We start from the raw sequence: 25,520 nt of genomic DNA, 5'->3' as shown, positions 1-25,520 counted from the left end.
CACCTTCTTCCTTGTCCTTACATATGATTGAGTACTCAAGACTATAAGTAGGTGACTTCATGAGGTTTATATACAAGCGGCCAAGAATGGAAGATGTTAGCGAGGAACTAAGTATCATTATGGATTTAATGGTCTCGAAAACCTTCGTTATGATCGATTTGTTCTGGTTATGCTTACTTTTTACGCTGTTTCTGTCTCCCGTTCTTGCCAGTGTTAGTATGTCCGTATTATTTTTTTGTGGTACTTTTGCTTTATTCAGTTCTATCTATTTTTTTTTCTTTTATCCCTATATTAAAAATGATTAGATTTTGAGTGTTAAAGCCATTAGGAAATGCTGGAGTATTTCTTCACCAGCGGCAACGCCGAGCTGGTTTGTCAGTGTGAAATCAGCTGGTCCCTTCACTTTAAGGAGCTCTCCATGACTTGGGACGATCGGGTAGCGGCAATTCTTTAGAAAATCCCAATCTAAAACAGAATCACCTGCGCCCGCCATTGCTTCCATTCCTTCTCGGTTACAAATATATTCAAGTGCCTTCCCTTTGCTAATGGCAGTCGGAATAAAGTAGAGTTTTCTGCCCTGAAGGCTCATTTCCCATCCATAATTGGCTGTAAGCCCGCGAATTTCTGTGAGTTCTGATGGGGTTGGAAGACAGTTTAATATAAAGTAAAAAAATAGGTTTTCAGCCTGCTTTCTTTCCCCATCCAATGAAATTCCAGCCCTTTTTAAGGCTGAGAGTAACTCTTTCTCAGGCGCACATCCATTTTTCAATTGAATAATTAGATGTTCAGACCACTCCTTTAAAGGTTCCCCATTATATAAAATATGTGCTCCATTTGTCGTAATCGCGTAAGACAATGGTATTTCTTTTTCAAAAATCACAAATCGCTTAAATTGTTCTGTTGTTCTCGTTGTAACCGGTATAAACAAACTGTTCTGGTTAACTTCTCTCAACATTGTAAAAGCAGCTTCCGTCATATACCCAGCCCAATTTCCCTTTATCATTTCGACAGGCTTCAACACAAGACCCTCTGGTATTCCGAATTCTTCGATGGCTCGATTGGAATACATCAATGTGCGGTCAAGATCTGATGCAGTTATCATTTACTAGTCCCCTTAACCGATTTAATTAACCCCATACACAAATAATTCATTTCCGGATATGTCACTATCTCTACTCCTTTTTCTTCAGCGAGCATAAGGATATGTCTCACATAAGGGCTAGAAGCATCGCGCATGAGGATTTTCCATGGGACTCTCCGAAGAAGCACTCGTGTGGTTTCGCCGACTCCTGGTTTGATATAATTCGTGCTTTCTATTTCAAATTGAGCTTGGATGGTTCTAACATCCTGCAAACCAGTAAATTCTACATTTATTTCCTCATGTTCTCTTTGTGAGGCGGTTTCCTCTGCTTCTTGACAGATGGCAGAAAATTCGCCAGCAATCAATTCAACATACTCATTCGAAACATCACTTGGGAGAAGTTCCTGGTAAAACTTTGCTCCGTGAAAGTCGTTTTTACCAATATACGTATCATTTAATACTGTACGGCTAACAAGTCCTGAGACGGTCGAATTTAAACAAGCACTTGGAATGAGAAAGTCTTCTCTCGTTCCAAAAAGTGTCGTACAATGGCCAGGATCGGCAATGACCGCAAGTTGATCATCAAGCTGGATAAAATATTTGCTTTCAAATTCTTGGCATGCCTTTGTCAATTCAAGCGATATGGCCCCTTTTCCTGTCCATCCATCTACGAATTGAATGTTTCCCTCAGGGTGTTTTTTGAGGATATAGTGCAGTGCATTTTCGTCAATACCTCTATCACGGATAATGGAGATACTATAATGAGGTAAAGATATCCCGTAGCGGAAATTAATATATCTTTTAACCAAAATTCCAACCGGCGTTCCTGCTCTGGCAAGAGATACGAGAATAGCTTGATTACCCTTATGGCGATAGATTTGCTCAGCTACAATACCGACACATAGTGCCACTTTTGATTTATAATCTTTGGCGGTACTCCAAAACAAATCCACATATTCCATTGGTGGTTGGTATTCTATTGGCAAAGATTCACTATAATGCTGACCAGATTGAACTCTCATTTCACGATTCACGGTTGAGTCCTCAAGCTGAATATTACTCAAATCCTTTAATAGAAAAAGAACATCATCCTGAGAGTAGCTTCCCATTTTACCAGGCTGATTGGTTATCATCGACATTCTTCCACCCCTATTAATCTGAGAAAAAGACGATTTTAATCGACTTTAACTGTAAATTTTCCAATTGTTTTACTAATGGCTGAAGATTTTCAGCAGATACTTCTCTCTCAAAGAAAACAAATAATTCATCATATTCGCCTGGAGAAATATTGTAAACGAAATGAGCCACATCCCAATCCTCAGGATTAGGAAAACCGATACCATGTCTTGCCCCATACCCTTGGATGTTTTGAATATAGATTGGACTTCTAGTAGTAGATTGATAGAAGACATCTCGACCCATTTCTGAAGCCAATTTCATAGGGATATACATGAACTCCCCGGTCCCTAAACATAGTGTTTTTGAACCCGTTCTGTGTTGTCTTAACACAGAGGCGGCGTTATTTATTTTCTGATGAAGAACAAGATTGTTTTTACTATCTAGTCCAAAGCGGCCTGTTTCCTTGATATAGGAAATCTTATTCTTAGTGCCGGCACATTCTTTTTCAAAATACGCGGATAATGATACTTTTTCCAATGATGTTTTCATTTCTTTGTATGAATCAGGCTGCTGTTCTAGTTGTTGAAGCTTACCCATTTCATTAATTTTTACCATACCGCTCATTAAACTAACGACATTGATATTTATTCCTAGTGTTCTTTCCAGCTGTATAAATTGTTGTTTATTATGTTCCGACCGCCAATCCAAAATAGACACAATGGTGTAGTCTTTCCTAGGATACTGGGAATGGATTGATTGGATAATATTGATAGCCGTTTTTCCAGTCGTCATTTCATCATCTACTAAAATAATTTCACGCTTATTATCAATCATGTCTATCGGAATATAGCAGCGATGAGAAGTTGCATGAGAGTGCTCCTCTTCAAAGGTAATACACGGTGTTAGATAATCTATCACTTCTCTTGTTGTATGGAAATACTCTGCTTCTTCAAAGCAATCAAAAAATGCGTGTCCGAGTGATGTTGCCGTCTCTGCAAATCCTATCACAACAGGTTTAACAGACTTTGGGATAAAAGGAACGCTTTGAAAATCTGTCTCTTTTTTTTCAAAAGACCTGACTAGCCCCTCTGTTGCTTGACAATTTAATTCCCTTATACTCTCTGCATATCTAGCTGCAAGTAACGCAGCGGTTAAAAGACCTTTTCGCGGTTGTATAGGTAAATGTTTTCCAAGAAGCTTACTAACAAACAAAAACGACCGTTTTTTATTAATTCTTGCGGCCATTGTAAACAATTCTTCAAGATTTAACTGATATGGATTTGCAGTTACTTCAATTTCAACAGTAATTTTGTCAAGAATTGTATACGTAAACGTCTTTTTTAATAAGGTCGATATTTGTGTATCCTTCATGTAGCACCCCGTAAAGCTGAGATTTTAAGATGGTCTTTTTTGCCCAAAACAAATGAGGCTTTATTTCATTCATCTTATTGGAAAAGTCGCTTTTCTTGACTCCATTTTCGCCGTTTTCTGCTTCAATGATGGAACAGGCGTCAATATATTCCTCGTAAGTTACCACGTTTAGTGCCTGGACGGCTTTAATATGTGTGGGATGAATAATGGTTTTTCCCGTTAGCCCGTTACCAATGTCCATTAACACTTCTCTAATTAAACCATCCATATTTTGATCAATTAATTCAGCCCGCCATCTTAAGCCCTCATCACCATAACGTTCACGAAAAGGAGTCTGTCTAAGCTGTGGTTTTAACATCCTTGGTTTGGAAGAGAAATACTCCCAGACAGGTCCCGATATGACATAAGGACTTGCTGAACGCTGGAAAACATTAATAATATCTGCAATGCAATCTTGCAAAACAGCAATCTCGTAAACAGTGGTATCAACACTTCTGCGAATTCCATACAATCCGCAAAAATCAGTTGCCCCAATTCGAACATTTAATATATTTTCCTTATAGCGATCAAGCAGATGTTTTATCTCCATTAATTCTGTCATTCTTGTTTCTTTATGTATTATTTTATCACTTTCAAGAATAGGCATGGCGTAAAAAGGATTATGCCTTGTGTGGATATTCACAACCTCTGCTAATAATTCCTCACCTGATTCTGCATTGAATTTCGGTAAAACCACTCCCGTTAACAATTCAGTGGCGTTTCCCAGTTGTTCCTTGATTCTTTTAAGCTGGTCGATATTTCGAATCCGGATAAACATAAGCGGTAAATCGTCTATTGTTAAATATTTTTTATTGATTTCACCATACAATTTTAGAAGTTCCTCAACAAGCTGCTCTTCCGCTTTTTCAACCTCGATATCACCTACGGCATCCTCTAGGTCGATTACAAGAGAAGTTAATCCTTCATGCTTTTTTGAAAGGAGATCTTGATGAATATTAGGACGGGTTGCCGGTATGTATAGAGTAGCACCAAGACCATAAGATAAAAGCTGCCGTTCACTATACTTGTTAAAGTCCTTTGGCTTTTGAAAGAATAATGAATCAAGCTCATTTTCATAAAAATAAGTAAAATACTTCATTCTCAATGACTCCTTTAAATAAAAAAGAATGGGGACTGACTTTCGTCTGCTCCCCATTTTATGTCGTACCTCAAAAATTATGATTCTTTGCCAACTTCTTTCTTTTTGTTCATGAAATGAACAACAAAAGTCGCTCCAAATACAAGTAGTAAAATAACGAAGAATGTAATATGACTTACATGAACACCGAAAACACCGGCAAACATTTTTGCAGATATTAATAGAATCAAAATATAAGCAGATGTCTCAAGCTCTGGAATACGGTCAATTAATGCCAAAAATACACCTGCAACACCACGCATCATAAGGACCCCAAGCATACCGCCAAGCAACAGTACCCAAACTTCATTACTAATTCCGAAAGCAGCTAGAACACTGTCAACTGAAAAAGCAATATCCATTAATTCTACTGCAGCAACTGTTCCCCAGAAGGTTCCAAATAGTCGAATGAGCAAGCCCTTTTGGTTAATCCCATGCTCTTCTTCTGACTCTACTGCCTGATTGGCTTTCCGCTTATCAATAAAATATTTAATTGCTAACCAAGCAAGATAAGCAGCTCCTAAAACTTTAACCAATGTAAATTTAATTAAATAAACCCCTATTCCAATTGCGATAAAACGGAATATATAAGCACCAAGTAAACCATAGAAAAGGGCTCTTTTACGCTGTTCTGGCGGTAGGTGTTTTACCATTACTGCTAGAACAAGAGCATTATCGGCTGACAGTAACCCTTCGAGAATTACTAGGGTACCTATTAATCCCCAGTTAACCGGATCTGAAAGAACCTCCACCCAATGTTGCCAGTCAAAAAATAATGAATATGTTTCAATAATTCCTTCCCACATTAAAAAAATTCCTCCCGGATGTATATGTTTTTGTACAAAGACCCAGCTTAACGCCGGGTCTTATTCTAGATGTTATCCTACTTGTAATCCGAAGTCTGTAGCAAGAGCTGCTAAGCCGCCTTGATAGCCGCTACCAATTGCGCTAAACTTCCATTCGCCGTTGTGACGATATAGTTCGCCAACAACAACCGCTGTTTCGATAGAGAAATCTTCTCCTAAATCATAACGAATCAATTCTTCACCAGTTGATTCATTGAAAATACGAGCATATGCATTAGAAACTTGACCAAAGTTTTGGTTTCTACCAGCTGCATCATGGATGGTAATCGTGAATGTAACACGTTGGATGTTAGCAGGAATTGTGGTTAAATTGATGTTTACTTGCTCATCATCACCATCACCTGCACCAGTACGGTTATCTCCATTATGTACAACAGCACCATTTGCACCTTGTGGATTGTTGTAGAAAACAAAGTCTGTTTCGTTTGTAACCTTGCCATTTTCACCTAATAAGAAAACGGATGAATCGAGGTCGAAATCATTTCCGCCATCATATTTATTCGTATCCCATCCTAAACCAACTACTACATTTGTTAACCCCGGATTGGTTTTTGTTAAATCAACTTTTTGACCTTTTGATAAACTAATTGCCATTTTTACATTCCTCCATTTTAGGTAATAGTCTATATACGAGATTCTCTAGGAAAGGTTTCAAAAATAATAATAAAATTTTTGCTATTGTTTCGCAAATCTTTAACTCATCCATTTGGGAGGGGTATTTTTATCCCAATAGATAGACCCTAGCTCATGATGGCTTTGAAACCCGTCATGATAGGTATGGTAATGAAAATTAAACCAGTAACCAGCTTGAGGTGGATTATCTCTTCTCACATGAAAACGCAGAATATCCATATTAGTTTCATTATTTTTGATATTAAAGATTTTTTCAGATTGTCCCTTGCCCGGAGTCTCCGTAATAGCCAAATTTAATAAATCCTCAGTTGGGAATTGCGCAGCTGTTTCCTGCAAAGCTTTTTCGATATTTGGCATAATGATTTCCCGAAACTCATTTTCAATTACAGGTTTAATCCTTGTACCAAATTTTTGATAGGATTGCAGCTCTGCTTTTTTGACTAGTTCTTCGAGAAATTTTTCCTTATCTACTACTTCTTCAGTCTCAAAATAGCTGTTTTCCTGCGAATAGCCTCTTAACAGCGCAGCTTCAATCGTATCTCTCTCTGTAGGTTTCTCAGCATTTACGTTATTTATTAGTTGAGTCGGAGTAATAAGGCCAAATGTTAAAACTGAAACGAGTACCACAAACGATTTACGAATCCATTTATTCATCTATTATTCCCCTTTGACTGGAAGAATTAAGTCAATTTTTCCGATATTTTTTGACTCTTACCAATTATTATACTTCTTTTGCCTGCAAAATGGAAAAATCATTTCTTACAGAATGATAGAATCATTTGCTAATTCGTTCGTCCAGCTATGGTAACAAACATGACACTAAAAAAACCTAATAAAAAAAGGACGTCGAATGACATCCTTTTAGCAATTGGCATCAAATGCAGCTTTTAAATTATCCATAATGGATTCCATTGGCATTCCTTCAATATCATGTCGTGGAATAAAGTGAACCACTTTATTTCCCTTTAATAGTGCCATTGATGGTGATGAAGGCTCAATTCCCTCAAAATACTCACGCATTTTTTCTGTTGCCTCTTTATCCTGTCCAGCAAATACAGTTACAAGCTGATCAGGCTTTTTCTCACTTGTTAAAACCGCCTGTGTTGCAGCAGGACGAGCAAGTCCAGCAGCACATCCGCAAACTGAATTTACAACAACAAGCGTTGTTCCACTTGCGTTTTCCATATAGTTTTCAACTTCTTCAGTTGTTGTAAGTTCTTGAAATCCAGTTCTTGTTAACTCCTCACGCATTGGTAAAACCATTTGTCTCATGTATTCTTCGTATGCCATTGACATTATTAAAACCTCACTTTCTATATTTGCAGTGTACTATATCTAATTTACTAAGTGCAATTCCAATTAACTTTCTGTTTTGCGCGCCTCAGTCATTTGCTTCCATACAGAACCTTTAGCAGCCTCGCCGCCTTCAATTCTTTCGATCGCCATCTTGATTTGCATGCTTACCTCAAATTCAGGATCATTTTCGGCACCCTTTAATGCTGGCAATGCCGTTTCATCACCCACTTCATACAAAAACATCGCAGCACGCCAACGAACTAATTTGCTAGAGTCTTGAAGTGCTTTCGCCATCTCTTCACCTGCTTCTGGAAATCCTAGGTCAGATAAGCAATCACCTGCAGTCCTGCGAACAGTCACTGTCTTGTCCTTTAAGGCCGTATATAAATAAGGCAGAACCACTGAATCCTTAATCATTCCTAAATAAACGGTAGCGAGTCTGCGGATAGATGGCTTTTCATCTGTTAATGCTTTATCTAATACAGGTAAATCTTCAAGCTCAGGATCATCCATTTGCTCAAGCAGCTGATAACGGATTTGCCAATCGGGATTGTCTAATGATTCCAATGTCACCTTTTTACGTTCTCGTATTGGCTTTGGTTTAGCAGCGGATTCCTTTATTTGTGCTCTGGATACCAGTTCCTCGAGTCGTTCAACAGGATAAGCAGCGATTAATTCCTCGACGACTTCCTGACCGATTTGTTCGAAATCCCCATAGCGAACACCAAGAGAATCCCACCTGCGGAGCAGGATATAATTTTCGTCTGGTAGCTGTGCTCGTTCTCTTGCTTTTAAAAAGTACTCAGGCATCCCAAATCTTTTTTCAGTGTTGCCATCTGTCAGCTTAACCTGAAGGGGAATATCCTTAAACATTTGAACTTCAACCTTGATTTCCCCAAAGTGTTCGTCTAGTTGGCTTGGAGTTTCCGTTGGTTGCTCCGCTGTTTCCCCAAACGACTTACGGACTTGCGGCAGCAAATCCTTCCAGTCGTATTTCGCATTTCTTTCAACAGCAAGGAAATCTGCTACATGGTAGACACCTTTAATTCCCTCAATTTGAAGGATATCTTGGATAACCGACGGTGCATTTGCAGCTGTTTCTTTTTTATAATTATGGCTTTTCCCCATTGGCAGTTCTTGATCTAAGATAATTTTCATTGTATTTGGGCTTGGCGTTGGTTCAATACCCTTTATTTTCATGAAGTTCACCTAATTCTTTAGTTTCTCTTTACAAGTTTAACATAATGGTGATATTTCATTCTAGAAATTGGCCTTGTGGTAGGGAACGCTACTATATTTGTTTAACACCGATATATCCCAATCAACGCTGATATAAATTTTCCCCCAAAAAAAGTACGTCTAAAACGAACTTTTTTACTCACTTTCAGCTAATTCAGCTAAATATTCCCATCTTTCGATTAAATACTCAAGCTTTTCGTTTAATTCTGCTTCTAATTTCATTAATTCTTGCGCTTTTGTGAAGTCACTGCCCGTGTTCCCCATTTCATTGGCAATTTCTTCAAGGCGAGCTTCAGTTTTTTCAATCACTTCGTCAATTTCTTCCCACTCTTTTTTCTCCTTGAAGGTCATCCTTTTCTTTTTTTCCTTTTCAGGAGTTTTAGTAGTAGTGGCTACCGGCTTTTTCACTTCTACAGCAGCAGATTCCTTTTCTAGATGTTCACTGTAATTTCCATAAAAAGAATCAATTTGACCTTCACCGCGCAAAACAAGAAGCTGATCTACCACTTTATCAAGAAAATACCGGTCATGGGATACTGTGATTACAACACCTGGGAAATCTTCAAGATAATCTTCTAAAACCGTCAATGTCTGGGTATCGAGATCATTTGTCGGCTCGTCCAGTAAAAGGACATTTGGTGCTGTCATTAATAATTTCAACAAGTATAAACGACGCTTTTCTCCACCGGATAATTTACGGATTGGCGTACCATGAGAAAACGGTGGAAACAGAAAACGTTCGAGCATGAGTGCGGCAGATAATGTTTTCCCATCTGAAGTCTCGACCACTTCAGCGGTTTCTTTTATGTACTCAATCATCCGCTTGTTTTCATCCATGTCCTCATTTTCCTGGGTATAATATGCGATTTTAACGGTTTGACCCATGATGAATTCACCTTCATCAAGTGGAAGCTTTTTAGCAAGTATATTTAAAAGGGTAGACTTCCCTGCCCCATTCCTGCCAATAATCCCAAGCCGGTCACCTGGTTTTACAAGTAAATTAAAGTGATTTAGGATTGTCTTTGACCCATACCGCATTGAAGCGTCCTTAAGTTCAAAAACCTGTTTACCAAGGCGACTGCCATTTAACGAGATATCCACCTTTTCGCCTGTAGGCTTCCCGCCAGATAGCTTATCTTCCAATTCATCAAAACGCTGAATCCGGGCTTTTTGTTTGGTTGTACGGGCTTTGGCGCCACGTCTCATCCACTCAAGCTCACGTCTAAAGAGATTCTGTCTTTTTTCGAATGTTGCTGCCTCATTTTCCTCACGGATCGCCTTTGCTTCTAAAAATGCAGCATAGTTTCCTTTATAGCTATAGAGATTTCCACCATCAAGCTCAAACATTCTGTTTGCAACACGATCTAAAAAGTAACGGTCATGCGTAACAAGAAGGATGGAGCCGCTATATCGGCTTAAATATTCCTCCAGCCATTTTACAGAGTCAAAGTCTAGGTGGTTCGTAGGCTCGTCTAGAATGAGTAAATCCGGCTCAGCAATAAGAACTTGAGCTAATGCTACACGTTTCTTCTGTCCCCCGGAAAGCTCCCCGATTTTCTTGGTAAAATCCTCGATTCCAAGTTTCATTAAAATCGACTTTGCATTTGTACTTGCATCCCATGCATTTAAAGCGTCCATCTGCTTTTGTAATTGGAAAAGATCCTCCTGAACCTTTGTATCATTTGGAGAAGAATTCAAGAGCAGCAGTGTTTTTTCATATTCGCGCATTAACCTTAAAATAGGTGCTTCGCCGTGAAAGACTTGTTCAAGAACAGTTTTAGCAGAATCTAACTCGGGCTGTTGGTCCAAAAATGCAATGGAGTAATCTTTGCCAGTGATAATTTTCCCATCATCCGGCTGATCCAAACCGGCAATAATTTTTAACAGTGATGACTTTCCTGTCCCGTTAATGCCAATTAAGCCGACTCGCTCTTTTTCACCGATGGTAATGGAGATGTTGTTAAATAACTGTTTTTCCCCATACGTTTTCGTAACATTTTCTACTGTGAGCATTTTCATCAGTCTTGACCATCCCATTCCAGATAGAATTGTTCTAAGAAGTCCACCATCGTTTTATGGCGGCTTTCTGCCATTTCTTTGGCAGTATCCGTGTTCAATAATTCCTTCAACTTTAGTAATTTTTCATAGAAATGATGAATGCTTGTTGATTTCCCTTTGCGATATTCTTCTAGACTCATTTCCTCCCGCACACTTATGCTTGGATCGTAAATGGGTTGTCCTTTTTTACCGCCATAAGCAAATGTTCTTGCAATGCCAATCGCACCAATTGCATCTAACCGGTCTGCATCCTGAACAATTTTTGCTTCTATCGTTTTTAGCTCCGTTTTACTTCCACCTTTATATGAAATAGAATCAATAATTTCCACAATAGCGTTTTGTACCTCTTCAGACAACTCAATACTTTTTAAAAATGAATTCAGTTTGTTTTTCCCTGCTTCTGCGCTGTCATTAAGCTTTTCATCAGGGATATCGTGCAAAAGTGCTGCCATCTCAATAATAAATGAGTCACCGTTTTGTTCTTGTTTACAAATATGTAAAGCTGTCCGTCTAACGCGGTCAACATGGAACCAATCATGTCCTGTTGCGTCTTCACCTAATTGACTGCGGACAAACGTATTCGTTTGTTCTATAATTTGATTTTTCATGTAAAACACCTTCCTTCACCCAAGTATTTTAACATGAAAAGCAAACAAAAAATAACCCCGAGAATTCGGAGTTATTTTTTGTTCGCCTGACGACCGCTCTTTTTCTGGCTTTGTGACTTCGTGTTACCAATTGTATACTCGCCACCGAGTTCGACATCATTTTTTTGGTCCTGCTTCTCAATCTCTTCACGTGTCAAATTTTTATTTTTCACGGTAATTCCCCCCTTAACTAAAATGAACTGCCATTTTAGTATGCTCACATGGGGATAAAGTTATTTCAAACCATTATGCCAGCTGATTCCAAGCGTGTTTTCACCTGCGTGCACACCAATAACTGCACCCAACGGACAGGTAATAACCTTTAACTCAGGATACAATCTTTCTAATTCCACTTTCCATTCATTGGCATGTTCCTGGTGTAACCCGTATAAAATGTATACTTCTTTAAATTTATTTTTTTCATAAGAGGATTTAAAATAGTCTAAAATCCTGTCCTTGGCCTTCTTATCACTTCTCACTTTTTCTTTTGTGTTAAGAGCGCCTTCTTCAATTGAAATAATAGGCTTCACGTTTAGCATGCTTCCTAAGAAAAATTGTAAACCAGACATCCTGCCGCTGCGATGAAGCTGTTCCAGGCTTCCAATTAATACATACGTCTCGTTGGTGGACTTTAGGAATTCTAATTGATCCATGACAGATTCAAGGCTATTACCTGCCTCCATTAACTCCATCCCTTTTTTTAATAGTGCAGTCATAGGTGCAGTTAGAATTTGGGAATCAAAGGTCTTAACAGGAATATTAACCAGCTTTGCAGCCTGTTCACTAGAAGACACGGTACCACTAAGTTTTCCTGATATAAGAACTGCTACAACTTGTTCATAATCCTTGGAAAGTTTTTCGTATAATTCCTGGAAAACACCTACTGCAGGCTGTGAAGTTTTTGGTGGTGCCTTAAGCTCTTTTAATCTTGCATAAAGTTCTGCCGCTGTTAAATCAATCCCGTCCGCAAATTCCTCACCGTCTAATAAAATTGTTAATGGTATTGTATACAAATCAGGATGATTTTTTAGTTCTTCATCTAAAAATGCCGTACTGTCGGTAACCCATGCCGTTTTAACCAATGTTATCTCCCCTTAAAATTGGTATGAGGTCCTAATATCTAGTTAAAATAATCGTACATTGAAATCGTTTTCTTGTAAATATTTATATCGATAAAAAAACCAGCTAAAATAGATAGCTGGTTTTTAGAGGGTTTAACTAAGGTCTATAAGGTAGGATTGTAATTGTTCATTGGTCTTCATCATAAAATCGATCATTTCAACCAAATCATCCATTTGGTCCTCGTTGATCAGTCTATCGAATTCAATTGAAATACAATTATGAATTAGTGAGATGGAAGGTGTAATCGTTACAGATTGACTAATCTGTCTAGTTTCCCCCCAAATATCCATAAAAATTTCTCGTATTTTTTTTAATTGTGCTTCATCGGTAATTCCATAATGAAAAAATTGCAGTTTTATTGTGCATCCATCCTGTTTCTGTGACAAAGAGTTTGGCATTAACTCTGCAGCAAGATTTATAAAATCTGCTCTTATTTCTAATTTAGCTGTAACGCTACCTTGTTGAGTTGAAGATAATTGAAAGTGAACATCAAAACTCCGTGACATTTTTGCCATATTCACGATGTCGTTCCGGTCTGTAATAACAATTTCTCCAGCTAAATCTAAATCATATAACGCCCCTTCAATAACTACTTTCATATTATCGAAAGCGGTAGGATCGAACATTCAACTCACCTCAATCTGTTAGAACAGCCCTAATGCTTTGCCCGTTTCATCCACATCCATATTCAATGCTGCAGGTTTTTTCGGTAATCCCGGCATGGTCATAACCTCTCCGGTTAACGCTACAATGAAACCAGCACCAATTGAAGGTTTAAACTCTCTTACATTAACGGTAAAATCAGTTGGTCTTCCTAATTTCGTTGGATCATCGGATAAGGAATATTGTGATTTTGCCATACAAATCGCCAAATGAGACCAGCCTAATTTTTCAAACTCTAATAGCTGCTTTTTAGCTTTCGTTGAAAATTCTACGTCTTTTCCGCCATATACCTTTTGAACAATCGTTCTCACTTTGGTTTCAAGGGAATCTGATACATCGTATAAAGGCTTGAAGTTATTTTGTTCTTTTTCCATTACAGATAACAATGTTTCTGCAAGCTCTACTCCACCGGCTCCGCCTTTTTCCCAGACCTCTGTTAAAGCAACAGGTACACCCTCACGTTCGCACCATTCAAGTAATGTCTGAACTTCAAGTTCTGTATCTGTAATAAATTTATTGATAGCCACCACTACTGGTAAACCAAAGGCTTTAATTGTCTCAATATGTTTTTGGAGATTTGCAAAGCCCAACGTTAATGAAGTAACGTTTTCCTTAGCTAAGTCTGATTTTTCTACCCCCCCATGCATTTTTAATGCACGGATGGTTGCAACGATTACAACTGCCTCTGGTTTAATACCTGCATTTCTTGCTTTGATATGTAAAAATTTTTCAGCTCCTAAATCTGCACCAAATCCGCCTTCTGTAATGACAAAATCAGCCAACTTTGCCGCAGCACGGGTGGCAATCACACTATTACAGCCATGAGCAATATTCGCGAAAGGTCCGCCATGCACGAGTGCAGGAGTATGTTCGATTGTTTGCACGAGATTTGGCTTAACGGCATCCTTTAACAATAAAGTAAGCGCCCCTTCAACCCCAAGATCCCCTACTGTAACAGGTTCCTTTTTATCGTTATAGGCAATAACCATTCGTGCTAATCGCAATTTTAAATCCTTCAAATCTGAAGCTAAACATAGAACGGCCATAATTTCTGATGCCACCGTAATATCAAAGCCATCTTCACGAGGCACCCCTTGAAGTGGTCCGCCAAGACCGATAATAACTTTTCTTAGTGCACGATCATTTAAATCAACAGCGCGTTTCCAGACAATCCGCCGCTGATCAATTTTAAGCTCATTCCCTTGCTGTATGTGATTATCGAGTAATGCTGCAAGGGCATTATTTGCTGTAGTAATCGCGTGTAAATCCCCAGTAAAATGCAAGTTTATGTCTTCCATCGGCAATACCTGTGAATAACCTCCGCCGGTGGCACCGCCTTTTATTCCCATTGTAGGACCCAGTGATGGCTCGCGCATCGCAATCATGGCTTTCTTACCAATGCGTTTAAAGGCATCGCCAAGACCAACTGTTACCGTTGATTTTCCTTCACCAGCAGGCGTAGGATTTATGGAAGTAACAAGAATGATTTTACCACTTTCATTTGTTTCAATATTCCTAAGCGCTTCATACGAAATTTTTGCTTTGTATTTTCCATATAATTCGAGGTCATCTTCCTTTAAACCAATTGATTTAGCAATTTCAAAAATTGGCTTCATGGTTGATTCTTGTGCAATTTCAATGTCGGACTTAACTGATGTTTTCATTTGCAAAAATCATCCCTCGCATTCACATAAAATTATTAACCTCTTTTATTGTATCAAATGAACGATTTATTACGTGTAATATTCTTGACAAAACTTTATTCTTTTCTGAATTTAATATAATGTTTATAATGTTATTGACCAAATATTAAAAAAATACTAGACTTAACAGATTAGAAATAAGGGGGAGTGCACCATGCCTATTAACATTCCAAAGTTGCTGCCTGCACGAGAAATACTCGAAAATGAGAATATTTTTGTTATGGACGACGAACGGGCCGTCAGCCAGGATATCCGTCCATTAAAGCTTCTTATTCTCAATTTAATGCCCGAAAAAGAAAAGGCAGAAACGCAGCTATTAAGGCTATTGGGAAACAGCCCACTGCAGGTAAATGTAAAATTTTTAAAAACGAATTCCTATGAATCTACAAACACAAGCAAACAGCACCTAGAACAGTTTTATACTACTTTTTCAGAAGTCAAAAATCAAAAATATGATGGAATGATTATTACAGGTGCGCCTGTTGAACTGATGGAGTTTGAGCAAGTAAAATATTGGGAAGAACTTACAGAAATTATGGACTGGACAAAAACCAATGTCACCTCAACACTTCATATTTGTTGGGGAGCACAGGCTGCACTATTTTATCATTATGGGATTGATAAATTTGAATTGTCCCGAAAATGTTCGGGAATTTATGAGCATCAGATTTTTGAGCAAAATGATTTACTCCTGCGTGGTTTTGACGATCATTTTTATGCTCCCCATTCTCGATATACAGATGTATCGATTGGTGAAATCCATGAGAACCCTGAGCTTACCCTATTAGCCGCGTCTCGAGAAGCGGGGGCACTGCTTATTGCCTCCAGAGATCGAAAACATGTGATGATAACTGGACATTTGGAATATGAATCGGATTCCTTAGCACTGGAATACAATCGAGATATTAGCAGAGGGCAGCAAATTCATATTCCGGAAAACTATTTTCCTAATAATGATCCAACACAACCGCCAATTAATCGCTGGCGTTCCCACGGACACTTGTTCTTTTCAAACTGGCTCAACTATTACGTTTACCAAGAAACTCCTTTCAATTGGGAGTAAACAAAGAAGCATCGGTGTGGACCGATGCTTCTTTTTTACGTCTTTTTATGGTAATCGTTGTTAAATTAATCATCACTATTCGTTTATTTTTCGTAAATAATAGAAAGAATATCGAGCAAAGGGGGGAAATGTTATGGAAACAGTAGTAGGACTGCATCGGAACCATTTTGGTGACATTATCAGCTTTGTCACATCAGGAGGTCGAGTTATCTCCTATCAAAAAGCGTTGCTGGAAGCTACAAACGGCATCATCACAGGCGTTCAGGCGGCGGAGGATTACGATGGGAAACTAGTTCTAAGCCCTCTGCAAGACCAATCCTTTGACCATTATCCTAATTTATTCTAAAGAAAGCACCTGGGAATCCCCAGATGCTTTTTGTATTTATTCGGCTTCATTTTGTTTTTGAATTTCTTTTAAAGCATCAATTCTCGTTTCATCTTCTTGAAAAAACTGTACGAGGTCAACGATTCTTTCAATTGAATCCCAGCTTAAATGGTGCTCAATTCCTTCAACATCTTTATATATATTTTCATCTTTTACTCCGATGATTTTAAGAAATTGTTCCAATAAATCATGTCTAAATACGAGGCGCTTTCCAATCTTATTCCCTTTTGTTGTTAAGCTGAAGCCTCTGTACTTTTCATAAACAAGATATTCATCTTTGTCTAGCTTTTGAACCATTTTTGTTACTGAGGAGGGATGAACAGCTAATGCCTCTGCAATATCTGAAACTCTGGCGTATCCTTTTTCTTCAATTAACATATATATTTGCTCTATATAATCTTCCATACTCGGTGTTGGCATCCCGTACCTCCAAAAAAATTACTCTCTTAAAAGTGTACTATAGAAAAAAAATAGTGACAAGTTGAATTATCACTTTGTCACAGTTTTGGAACTCTGTTCTTCAAATAAAAACTTAACCCTCATCTCCTGTTCATCAAGAAAAAGCCTTGCATTAAAGGTTTTGTCCTTATTCGTAAAACCTACAATCAACTCCGTTTTCTCTCCAGATAAAAGAAGTTTTACATTCTTTTGGGTAATATTTTTCCCGAGGATTTTTTTTGAAATTGTGAAATTACATTGGTTTTTTTGATAGTTAGAACACCCGTAAAAGCTGCCTTTATCGACAATGGAGCCGTCACATTTTTTACATTTTCCCAGTTTTGTACCGCCTTTACCCTTTGTCATCTTTTTACTAGGGGTAAAATTTTCACGCATATCTTCTGAAAAGACCCAATTAGCAGAATGTCCTACTCCTGAAGAGATTAAGTGGGAGACCATTTTATTCGTTTGTTCCATGAAATTCTTTGGAGAAGCCGCCCCCTCTGAAATTTCTTTTAATTTCTGCTCCCATTTTGCCGTCATTTCCGGGGAAGCAAGAATTTCCTGTCCGATAGCTTCAATTAAAATTCTAGCCTTTGCTGTCGCATATACTAGGTTCTTGGTTACATCAATATATTTTCGGTCCTTCAGCATGGTAATAATTCCAGCTCTTGTCGCCTCAGTACCAAGACCTTCTGTCTTAGATAAAATTTTCTCCATTTCCTTGTCTTCAATATGCTTGCCGGCAGTCTTCATTAACGTAATTAACTGACCTTCAGTATAACGTTTTGGCGGCTGGGTCTGGCTTTCTTTCACATCAACCTTGACCGTACGCCCTTGTTCCCCTTTTGCTAGTTGGGGAAGAGACGGTTCATCCTCTTTTTCCTTTTGGTTGATTACCTTCCGCCAGCCTTCGTCGATTTGGACCTTTCCCTTTGATTGAAATACCGCCCGTCCATCTACTAAAGTTGTCACCGTCGTATATTCAGCAATTGCTTTCGGATAATGCGCGGCAATTAAACTTGTAACAATGAGGTCATAAAGCTTCTTTTCATCTGGGTCCAATCTTTCAACATTTGGAATTTGTTCAGTAGGAATAATGGCATAGTGATCTGTAACTTTTTTTTCATTTACATATCGCTTGTTATCCGCAATTGATTCCACTGGCAGCGGGAAGAATTTATCATAACCATTGATATGACTTAACTTAGTAAGGATTTCAGGGAATGTATTTGCTTCTTCTTTCGTTACATACCGCGAGTCAGAGCGGGGATAGGATACATTTCCTTTTTGATAAAGTTTTTGGAGCACATCTAACGTCTTCTTCGGTGAAAACTTATATCGTTTATTAGCTTCAGCTTGAAGAGCAGAAAGATTATAAAGTAATGGTGGGAAAAACTCTTTTCTTTCCGATTGTACATCTGATACTTCTGCAGGCTTATCCCTGCAAAACGCGGCAACCTTCTCAGCCATTTCTTTAGTTTTTACTCGGGTTTCTCCATCATTCTGCCATTTGCCGCTATATTTCTTGCCATCGATGTTAAAATGGGCAATTACCTCCCAGAAGGGTTCAGATTTAAAATCTTCGATTTCTAATTCTCTTTTTACGATGAGAGCCAATGTGGGGGTCTGTACCCTGCCAACTGAAAACACGTCAGAAAAGCCTTGTTTTTGCAAAAGCAAGCTGTAGAGTCTTGAGGCATTCATTCCAACTACCCAATCTGCACAAGCTCGGGTGTATGCTTCATAATATAGATTTCTAGTATAATCTTCATCTAATAATTTATTAAAACCTTCACGAATCGAATTAGGTGTTAAAGATGATATCCATAGACGCTTCATTGGCTTCCTGCAACCCGTAATCCGAAGAATATTACGGATGATTAATTCTCCCTCACGCCCGGCGTCCCCCGCATGAATAATTTCTGTTACCGCTGGATTATTTACAAGCTTTTGGATAACAGAAAATTGTTTTATTTTATCCTTCGTCACTTCATATTGGAACTGAGCAGGTATCATTGGCAGATTATCCAACGACCATTTCTTCCATCCTGGCTCATAGGCTTCTGGATTCACCAACTGGCATAAATGTCCGATAGCCCAAGTGACGTATGCACCATTTGTAAAAGTATCGTTTGGAAAAATCTCAATAAAACCATTTTGTTTTTTATTTTTAAAAATAGAAGCCAATGTTGAACCTTGATCTGGCTTTTCAGCAATAATTAATTTCATTACGATTGCTCCTTTTGATAAAGCATCCAGCATTCATTTTCCCACTTTATTCGTCTTTTTGTAAAGGATAAAAAAATTACAATAAACCCATTTGGATAGTTTATATTTAGTAGAGATAAGCTTTTAAATTCAAAATATGGATTGTATGAGTGGGTAATCAGATGTTACAAAGGGGATATTCAGAGGATAACTTACAAGCATATCTTAGCAAACATTTTCATTATTTATAAAAATATGTTTGTCAAAATTTTAACAGGTGACACAAAAAAGTGATCATTTCTGACCACCTTTTCAGTAATTATTGTATTAATTTTAAATTTGAATCCTGCATATACCAATTTTCTTCTGGAATGATATTCGATACCGTCAAAATAAATGATGGAATTCTTTCAACATCAAAAACAATTGCACCTATTTTCTTCGTGAACATGAGAAAGGCATCACCATGTGAATAAGATGATAAATCATTTCCGATTTGAAGCAAAGACATCAAGACAACTTGTTTTTCTTCTGCCTCAATGAAGACTTGCGGCGAGAATCTTAAAATCCATTCATCTCCCTCAATCGAAAATCGGTACATTACTCCTACCCCTTTATCAACCATTTTTATAAGAATATGAGGCTGATAAAAATTTATGTTCAGATAGAATTATTAATTTTGTAGATTGCATGAAAATACGTTTTACTGGGTAAAAAAGCGCTTACTTTCCTTGACTGACAAAAAATATTCATGTATATTTAAAGCGTCATGTATCATTAAGTGAATAGTATTTATATTATCTTTGTGGTCATGATAATATTTATCTTTGGCACTTTTTACAAGGTGTCCTTCAAAGGCTTAGGAGGAAATAGTAGATGCAAAACGGTAAAGTAAAATGGTTTAACAATGAAAAAGGTTTCGGTTTTATCGAAGTTGAAGGCGGAGACGATGTATTTGTACACTTCAGCGCGATCACTGGCGAAGGCTTCAAGTCTTTAGAAGAAGGCCAAGAAGTTTCTTTCGAAATCGTTGAAGGAAACCGTGGACCACAAGCTGCTAACGTAGTAAAACTATAATCATCAAACAACCAAAGGCTGGCGTATACCGTCAGCCTTTTTTCTCTTTTCCTCAGACACCTGGCCGAAATATCCTCAGTGAACCATTTCTAAGCCGAGAACTGATATTCATGTTAGCCTTTTCCCATATTCTTGCAGCTTTTCTCCTACTGTACATTGTGAAATACAAAAGCGATGCGCGAACCTCCTGCCGCCTTCTTGTTTAAACTGTTGATGGACAAAGCAGCCATTACAATAGACAGCCAATAGGGTTTCAACATGATTAAACAGTTCTTTTCTGCTTGAATTTTTCATGAGTTTACGGCACCCCGTCCTTAAATGATTTGTGTCTTCGCGAAAATTTCCTTCCCCTCTAACGCCTGTGTCGCCAATTTATCTGCTTCTTTATTGTCATTCCTTGGAATAGGCGTGTACTTCGGTGTAAGAGATAGTGCTTTGATTTTTTCTTCTATCCTATCGAGCCAGGCATTGAGCACATCCTCATAACATGGCCATTCTCCCTCCAATTGCTTTAACACAACCTGAGAGTCCCCTTTGAATTCACACGGCAGATGATGAACACCTAATTCCTCTAAAATCGTTAATGCATAATATAAAGCTGCGTATTCTGCTTCATTATTTGTTTCCATTTCATTGAACATTTCGTTCGCACGAATACGATATTTCTTCTTCCCTTGTTTAAAGAAGATAACCACTCCAAGACCAGCAGTATTGGTTTCCTTTTGGAATCCACCATCAAAATATACAGTAATTTCATGAGGATCATCTTCTATTTCAGTAACTAGCTTTTTCAGTTCTTTTAAAATCCACGATGTACCAACCTCATCATAAAAATAAATATCACTTGCTTTTCCCAGCTTTTCTAGCTCTTCACCAGCTTGTATTGCCAATTCAGTTGATATCCAATCAGAGGTAAATTGTATTTTTTCATTTTTTCCAGTTTTATAATTCCATTCAAGTCTATATTTCATGATTTTCAACCTTCCTTAAAAAATTTCTGAGTTGAAAAGTAATAAATATCGATTGGCACTTTCTTACAATATGTTATAACATCTAGTCTTAGCATACCCACATCAACAAAGTAGAAATAGGAAAAATATATTTCCTGCGTTTTGTGTTAGATTATGATAAACTTTCAATTATTATGAAACTGGAGGGTCTGCTTTGATTGAAGTTTATATCGACGGTGCCAGTGCTGGTAACCCGGGACCAAGCGGTGCTGGAATATTTATTAAAGGGAATGGAACAGCAGAAAAATATTCCATCCCACTAGGGGTAATGACCAATCATGAGGCAGAATATCATGCATTTATTAAAGCGTTAGAAATCTGCTTAGAAAAAGGCTATTCACATTCAGTTGTATCCTTTCGAACTGATTCAGAATTAGTCAATAAAGGTGTTGAGAAGGAATTTGCCAAAAACAAATTGTATGCCCCGTTACTGGATAAAGCTTTACAGTTGACCACACAATTTGATTTATTTTTTATGAAGTGGATTCCAAGCATCGAAAATAAGGTAGCGGATGAATTAGCCCGCCTAGCAATCCGAAAAAATATATTGGAGGAAGAATAAAGCAGCATGAAAAAGCCTATTTTTGCTGATATCAGCTTACTTTTGTTACATTTATTTGGGGTACAACGTTTGTTCTTGTTCAAAATGCAATTAGTCTGCTCGAACCATTTTCCTTTAATGGAATTCGCTTTCTGGCTGCAGCAGTTATGCTTTTATTATGGCTATTTCTCTTTGAACGAAAGCAGATTGCATTATTGAATTTAAAAATGCTTGCTTCCGGTGTATTTATTGGATTCTGGCTATTTCTTGGCTACGCCACTCAAACGTTCGGTTTATTATATACAACCACTTCTAAAGCTGGGTTTATAACTGGGTTAAGTGTCATCTTCGTCCCACTTTTTTCAATGTTTTTGCTAAAACAATTTCCAAGCAGAAATGCAGTAGTCGGAGTTTCGATTGCCACCATTGGCTTATTTCTGCTAACAATGACCGACGTTTCGTCTTTAAATATTGGCGATGCTTTAGTGTTTATTTGTGCGATTAGCTTTGCTCTTCAAATTATATTCACAGGAAAGTTCTCGAGCAAATATCCAACTTTATTGTTAACGGTGATTCAAATTTCCACCGTAGCTGTATTATCAATCCTTTCCTCCTTTATTTTTGAAGATTGGAGAAAATCATTTAATGTGGGAATTTTGCTTTCGCAAGATGTCATTGTAGCTTTAATAATCACCAGTGTGTTAGCTACGGCGCTAGCATTTTTAATTCAAACAAGTTTTCAAAAATACACTACCGCTACAAGAGTGGCGTTAATATTCGCAATGGAGCCTGTATTTGCAGCAATTACCGGTTATTATTTGGCTGATGAACACTTATCTGCTAGTGCACTATTTGGCTGCTTGCTTATTTTTGCAGGAATGATTTTTGCAGAGCTTCCTGCAAACAAATTTCCTCTGCTTAGAAAAAACAAAAGCTTTCAAGGGTAAAACAAAAATCCTCCTTTTAGGGGAGGATTTTTGTTTATATTGCCACTAGTTCTCTTTCTTTAACGAACTTTAGAGCCGCATTTCTTGTTTGTATTTTGCTCGAAACAAGGGTTTCTAATAATGACACATAAAAGCTCCCATCAAATTTCTTTTGGGCTTTCAATGTGATCTCTATCGCAGAATTAATCAATTCATCGGAAGCATTCGTATAGTGTTTTCCGAAATAAATAAACCCAATTGCATCCTCTTGAAATTGAAATCCTTTTCCTTCTAGGTAGTGCAAGTACTCATCAGTTGTTCGCACTGGCTTCTCCATCCCTCTCCAAGCAATCTAAAACCATCTACTATCAGATTTTAACTTAAATTTCGACAATTTTCTACCCTTTTTTGAACATAAATGCCCAACTACTCCTACTATTGCCCCAAGAATGGCACCGCCAATTACTTCTTCTGGCTGATGTCCTAACATTTCCTTTAACTTTTTTGGAGCTTCCTGTTCAAATTCTACGCTTTCTTCTTTGTCCACTTTTTCCATTAAATCTTGCATGGAATTTACTTTTAAGGTGAGTTCACCTGTTTGTCGCCGTATACCTTGAGCATCATACATAACAATCAGCCCGTAAACGAGGGATAGTGCAAAATCAAATGTTGGCAGCCCGCGTTGAAGCGCAATATAGGTTGTTAGTGTAGAAACCCCTGCTGAATGAGAGCTTGGCATTCCACCAGTTTGGAAAAAGAGGTCTGGGCGCCATTCTTTCTTTTTATAATAATGAATGGGAATCTTTAAGCCCTGTGCTAAAGCAATACTTGATAGGGCTAAATAAACACCTTTGTTCATTTTTATCACCTCTTATCTTTATTGTTTAGAAAGTTGAGTTTTATTATTCTTGCGTGGAAATACTAAAAAAATGGGAGGTGAACAGCGGTGAGTAAAAACGGTTCAAGAAATCGCGGTGTCAAGGCACCTGGAGTCAATCCACAGGGCTATGGTCAGGACGCGGAAATGACAGAAGACCCTAAGAGTAAATTAGAAAACGCTGCCAAAAAAAGCAACACTAAATAATATGGAAAAGGCTGTCCCATTTTTGGGACAGCCTAAGCATTAGGAAACAATTGAGGCTTCAAGCGGCAACATGCGCTGCAATCCACGAAGTTCCAGTTCATTTAATTTATTTATAGCTTTTTCTTTCTCAATCTTCAGACCAGCTTCATTAAGGTCACACGTTACAGGAACGTCACATTTAATTTCCGCAAGCATGCGTGATAAATGAAGCATTTCTAAATCCTGTTCAATTTTTGTTTTATGAGACTTTGAAAGAAGATCAAGATTAGAAATAATCCCCTCAACATGCTCAAATTCCTTTAAAAGCTTAAGTGCGGTTTTCTCACCAATGCCCTTAACTCCTGGGTAATTATCACTAGGGTCTCCCATTAATGCTTTCAAATCAATCATTTGACGAGGTTTGATGCCTTTTTCTTCAAAGAAGGTATCAGGTGTATGAACAAGATAATTCCCATAGCCCTTTTTCAATAAAATAACGGAGATACTTTCATCTAGCAGCTGAAGGATATCTTGGTCACCCGTTAGTATCGAAACATGTGCATGCTCTCTTGCTTGAAACGCAATCGTTCCAATACAGTCATCTGCTTCGTAGCCTACTAACCCAATGTTAGGGATATCAAACGCGGCAACTACTTCTTTAACCAAATCAAATTGAGGAATTAATTCCACTGGTGCTTCACCACGATTTCCTTTATAGGCATCAAATAATTCAGAGCGAAATGTTTTACTGCCCATATCCCAACAAACTGCTACGTGGGAAGGTTTAAAGGACGAAACTGCAGTGAATAAATGCTTAATGAATCCGTGAATTCCATTTGTAGGAATACCTTTTGAATTTATCATAAATTGACCTGTTACAGCCGTAGCATAAAAAGCACGAAATAACAGCGCCATTCCATCAACTAGCATAAGTGAAGGTTTTTGATTTTCCATAAATAGACCTCCTATCATTTAGAAAACTATTATAGCATAAAAACTTACTCTATTTCGTTTTCCTGATAGGAAATCCAATCGCTAAAACTTCCCAAGTAAAGTTTTACCTTTTGAAAGCCTGCTGCTTTTAATGCCAGATAATTTGGTGCTGCTGTGACTCCTGAACCACAGTAAACAATGATTTCGTTTTCAGGTTTAATGTCTGTGAACCGGTGTTTTTGGTCTTCAGCTTGCTTATAATAACCGGAATTTAATCCTTCGAACCATGGTTTATTAATTGCCCCAGGAATCCTCCCAGCTTTTTTATCTATCGGTTCCTCTAATCCTAAATATCGTCTCTCTTCCCTAGAATCAATTAGGATTGACTTGGAATCTTGTCCACCCGACACTGTCCTTACCTCCTCCATACTTGCAAGCAGGTCATGATTAATTTTCGGCTTAAAAGTCGCTTTATTAAAAGTGGGCACATCTGATGTAACCGGGTAATTCCCTTCATTCCAGCCTTTTAAGCCTCCATCCAAAACATACACTTTTTCATGTCCAAGATATTGCAATAGCCACCAAAACCTTGCGGCAAAAGCACCTTCCCCTTGATCATAGGAGATTACTGTTGTATTTTCATCAATCCCAGCTAGTTCAAGTTTATCAATAAACTTTTCGATGTTAGGCAATGGGTGCCGGCCGCCATGTTCGGAAACCTCGCCGGATAAATCTTTTTCAAGGTCAAAATAGCTGGCACCAGGAATATGATTTTTTTCATATTCCTGTCTGCCTTTGTTAGAGTCTGCTAACGAAAAAGAGCAATCCACAATACGGACATGAGAATCATTTAAATTTTTAAGCAGCCATTCCTTGTCGATAATATAATTCATAGAAA

30 protein-coding genes are annotated in these 25,520 nt (G+C 38.0%); 6 read left to right on the top strand and 24 right to left on the bottom strand.

What is annotated here, in order from left to right; genetic code table 11:
- Window positions 1-301: 301 nt before the first annotated feature.
- The 15 genes from ABC255_RS10385 to ABC255_RS10315 all read right to left on the bottom strand — a co-directional run bounded on the left by ABC255_RS10385 (window position 302) and on the right by ABC255_RS10315 (window position 14,936).
- Window positions 302-1,102 carry an HAD family hydrolase gene (locus ABC255_RS10385; protein ID WP_412993274.1) on the bottom strand — a complete coding sequence of 267 codons (801 nt, stop codon included), beginning with the start codon at window positions 1,100-1,102 and terminating at the stop codon, window positions 302-304.
- Window positions 1,099-2,220: a cysteine protease StiP family protein gene (locus ABC255_RS10380; protein WP_412993272.1), complete on the bottom strand. Its 1,122-nt coding sequence runs from the start codon at window positions 2,218-2,220 to the stop codon at window positions 1,099-1,101. Before ABC255_RS10380 ends, ABC255_RS10385 begins: the two co-directional genes overlap by 4 nt.
- Window positions 2,221-2,233: 13 nt before the next feature.
- Window positions 2,234-3,571: a phosphoribosyltransferase family protein gene (locus ABC255_RS10375; RefSeq protein ID WP_412993270.1), complete on the bottom strand. Its 1,338-nt coding sequence runs from the start codon at window positions 3,569-3,571 to the stop codon at window positions 2,234-2,236.
- Window positions 3,513-4,709, bottom strand: a complete 1,197-nt coding sequence (locus tag ABC255_RS10370) for an HpcH/HpaI aldolase/citrate lyase family protein (protein WP_412993269.1) — start codon at window positions 4,707-4,709, stop codon at window positions 3,513-3,515. Before ABC255_RS10370 ends, ABC255_RS10375 begins: the two co-directional genes overlap by 59 nt.
- Before the next feature lie 77 nt (window positions 4,710-4,786).
- Complete coding sequence (locus ABC255_RS10365) at window positions 4,787-5,554, bottom strand: TerC family protein (protein WP_335531685.1); 768 nt, start codon at window positions 5,552-5,554, stop codon at window positions 4,787-4,789.
- A 72-nt stretch (window positions 5,555-5,626) separates the two neighbouring features.
- A complete protein-coding gene (locus ABC255_RS10360; protein WP_412993267.1) occupies window positions 5,627-6,208 on the bottom strand; it encodes a TerD family protein in 582 nt (193 codons plus the stop codon).
- A gap of 99 nt (window positions 6,209-6,307) precedes the next feature.
- Window positions 6,308-6,901, bottom strand: a complete 594-nt coding sequence (locus ABC255_RS10355) for a YpjP family protein (protein ID WP_412993265.1) — start codon at window positions 6,899-6,901, stop codon at window positions 6,308-6,310.
- A 207-nt stretch (window positions 6,902-7,108) separates the two neighbouring features.
- On the bottom strand, window positions 7,109-7,543 hold the full coding sequence (locus ABC255_RS10350; protein ID WP_412993263.1) for a BrxA/BrxB family bacilliredoxin: 435 nt from the start codon (window positions 7,541-7,543) through the stop codon (window positions 7,109-7,111).
- Window positions 7,544-7,606: 63 nt separating this feature from the next.
- Window positions 7,607-8,743, bottom strand: a complete 1,137-nt coding sequence (locus ABC255_RS10345; protein WP_412993261.1) for a conserved virulence factor C family protein — start codon at window positions 8,741-8,743, stop codon at window positions 7,607-7,609.
- A gap of 174 nt (window positions 8,744-8,917) precedes the next feature.
- Window positions 8,918-10,801 (bottom strand): ABC-F family ATP-binding cassette domain-containing protein, encoded by a 1,884-nt coding sequence (locus ABC255_RS10340; protein WP_412998527.1) that lies wholly within the window; start codon window positions 10,799-10,801, stop codon window positions 8,918-8,920.
- Window positions 10,801-11,448 (bottom strand): HD domain-containing protein, encoded by a 648-nt coding sequence (locus ABC255_RS10335; protein ID WP_412993259.1) that lies wholly within the window; start codon window positions 11,446-11,448, stop codon window positions 10,801-10,803. The genes ABC255_RS10340 and ABC255_RS10335 overlap by 1 nt, the downstream gene beginning before the upstream one ends.
- Window positions 11,449-11,519: 71 nt before the next feature.
- Window positions 11,520-11,660 carry a hypothetical protein gene (locus ABC255_RS10330; protein WP_179596239.1) on the bottom strand — a complete coding sequence of 47 codons (141 nt, stop codon included), beginning with the start codon at window positions 11,658-11,660 and terminating at the stop codon, window positions 11,520-11,522.
- Between the two features lie 60 nt (window positions 11,661-11,720).
- The gene (locus ABC255_RS10325) at window positions 11,721-12,569 is read right to left on the bottom strand and encodes a DegV family protein (RefSeq protein ID WP_412993257.1); all 849 of its coding nucleotides are present in this window, start codon (window positions 12,567-12,569) and stop codon (window positions 11,721-11,723) included.
- Window positions 12,570-12,701: 132 nt separating this feature from the next.
- A complete protein-coding gene (locus ABC255_RS10320; RefSeq protein WP_412993256.1) occupies window positions 12,702-13,208 on the bottom strand; it encodes a hypothetical protein in 507 nt (168 codons plus the stop codon).
- 45 nt (window positions 13,209-13,253) lie between these two features.
- On the bottom strand, window positions 13,254-14,936 hold the full coding sequence (locus tag ABC255_RS10315; protein ID WP_412993255.1) for a formate--tetrahydrofolate ligase: 1,683 nt from the start codon (window positions 14,934-14,936) through the stop codon (window positions 13,254-13,256).
- Between the two features lie 193 nt (window positions 14,937-15,129).
- Between ABC255_RS10315 and metA the strand changes: the two genes are divergently transcribed.
- Window positions 15,130-16,038, top strand: coding sequence for a homoserine O-acetyltransferase MetA (gene metA, locus ABC255_RS10310; RefSeq protein ID WP_412993253.1), 909 nt, complete (start codon window positions 15,130-15,132; stop codon window positions 16,036-16,038).
- Window positions 16,039-16,171: 133 nt separating this feature from the next.
- Window positions 16,172-16,384 carry a DUF3892 domain-containing protein gene (locus ABC255_RS10305; protein ID WP_412993252.1) on the top strand — a complete coding sequence of 71 codons (213 nt, stop codon included), beginning with the start codon at window positions 16,172-16,174 and terminating at the stop codon, window positions 16,382-16,384.
- Between the two features lie 36 nt (window positions 16,385-16,420).
- Here ABC255_RS10305 and mntR read toward each other — a convergent pair whose 3' ends face one another.
- The 3 genes from mntR to ABC255_RS10290 form a co-directional block, all read right to left on the bottom strand.
- Entirely contained in the window at window positions 16,421-16,843 is a 423-nt protein-coding gene (mntR, locus tag ABC255_RS10300; protein WP_412993250.1) for a transcriptional regulator MntR, read from the bottom strand.
- 69 nt (window positions 16,844-16,912) lie between these two features.
- A complete protein-coding gene (locus tag ABC255_RS10295; protein ID WP_412993249.1) occupies window positions 16,913-19,093 on the bottom strand; it encodes a DNA topoisomerase III in 2,181 nt (726 codons plus the stop codon).
- Window positions 19,094-19,391: 298 nt separating this feature from the next.
- A complete protein-coding gene (locus tag ABC255_RS10290; RefSeq protein ID WP_412993247.1) occupies window positions 19,392-19,673 on the bottom strand; it encodes a hypothetical protein in 282 nt (93 codons plus the stop codon).
- A 275-nt stretch (window positions 19,674-19,948) separates the two neighbouring features.
- On the opposite strand from ABC255_RS10290, the gene cspD reads away from it, so the two are divergent.
- Entirely contained in the window at window positions 19,949-20,149 is a 201-nt protein-coding gene (gene cspD / locus ABC255_RS10285) for a cold-shock protein CspD (protein WP_026563856.1), read from the top strand.
- 108 nt (window positions 20,150-20,257) lie between these two features.
- On the opposite strand, the gene ABC255_RS10280 is transcribed toward cspD, so the two are convergent.
- Together ABC255_RS10280 and ABC255_RS10275 are read right to left on the bottom strand one after the other, a co-directional pair.
- Window positions 20,258-20,443, bottom strand: coding sequence for a zinc-finger domain-containing protein (locus ABC255_RS10280; RefSeq protein WP_412993244.1), 186 nt, complete (start codon window positions 20,441-20,443; stop codon window positions 20,258-20,260).
- Between the two features lie 20 nt (window positions 20,444-20,463).
- On the bottom strand, window positions 20,464-21,120 hold the full coding sequence (locus tag ABC255_RS10275; protein WP_412993243.1) for a reverse transcriptase-like protein: 657 nt from the start codon (window positions 21,118-21,120) through the stop codon (window positions 20,464-20,466).
- Window positions 21,121-21,313: 193 nt separating this feature from the next.
- Here ABC255_RS10275 and ABC255_RS10270 point away from each other — a divergent pair, with 193 nt between their 5' ends.
- Together ABC255_RS10270 and ABC255_RS10265 are read left to right on the top strand one after the other, a co-directional pair.
- A complete protein-coding gene (locus ABC255_RS10270) occupies window positions 21,314-21,721 on the top strand; it encodes a reverse transcriptase-like protein (RefSeq protein WP_412993241.1) in 408 nt (135 codons plus the stop codon).
- 53 nt (window positions 21,722-21,774) lie between these two features.
- Entirely contained in the window at window positions 21,775-22,647 is an 873-nt protein-coding gene (locus ABC255_RS10265) for a DMT family transporter (protein ID WP_412998526.1), read from the top strand.
- Between the two features lie 34 nt (window positions 22,648-22,681).
- On the opposite strand, the gene ABC255_RS10260 is transcribed toward ABC255_RS10265, so the two are convergent.
- Window positions 22,682-22,963, bottom strand: a complete 282-nt coding sequence (locus ABC255_RS10260) for a DUF6123 family protein (RefSeq protein WP_335535083.1) — start codon at window positions 22,961-22,963, stop codon at window positions 22,682-22,684.
- 15 nt (window positions 22,964-22,978) lie between these two features.
- On the bottom strand, window positions 22,979-23,485 hold the full coding sequence (locus ABC255_RS10255) for a divergent PAP2 family protein (RefSeq protein WP_335535084.1): 507 nt from the start codon (window positions 23,483-23,485) through the stop codon (window positions 22,979-22,981).
- Window positions 23,486-23,572: 87 nt separating this feature from the next.
- Between ABC255_RS10255 and sspL the strand changes: the two genes are divergently transcribed.
- Window positions 23,573-23,710 carry a small, acid-soluble spore protein L gene (sspL, locus tag ABC255_RS10250; RefSeq protein WP_306073616.1) on the top strand — a complete coding sequence of 46 codons (138 nt, stop codon included), beginning with the start codon at window positions 23,573-23,575 and terminating at the stop codon, window positions 23,708-23,710.
- Between the two features lie 39 nt (window positions 23,711-23,749).
- On the opposite strand, the gene ABC255_RS10245 is transcribed toward sspL, so the two are convergent.
- Window positions 23,750-24,643 (bottom strand): 5'-3' exonuclease, encoded by an 894-nt coding sequence (locus ABC255_RS10245; RefSeq protein WP_412993239.1) that lies wholly within the window; start codon window positions 24,641-24,643, stop codon window positions 23,750-23,752.
- 44 nt (window positions 24,644-24,687) lie between these two features.
- Window positions 24,688-25,515, bottom strand: a complete 828-nt coding sequence (locus ABC255_RS10240) for a sulfurtransferase (protein WP_412993237.1) — start codon at window positions 25,513-25,515, stop codon at window positions 24,688-24,690.
- Window positions 25,516-25,520: the final 5 nt, after the last annotated feature.

Source organism: Neobacillus canaveralius, assembly GCF_047237705.1.
Lineage (GTDB): Bacteria > Bacillota > Bacilli > Bacillales > Cytobacillaceae > Neobacillus > Neobacillus niacini_K.
The sequence above is the reverse complement of the archived record's forward strand: the minus strand, read 5'-3'. Positions and strand labels throughout refer to the sequence as shown.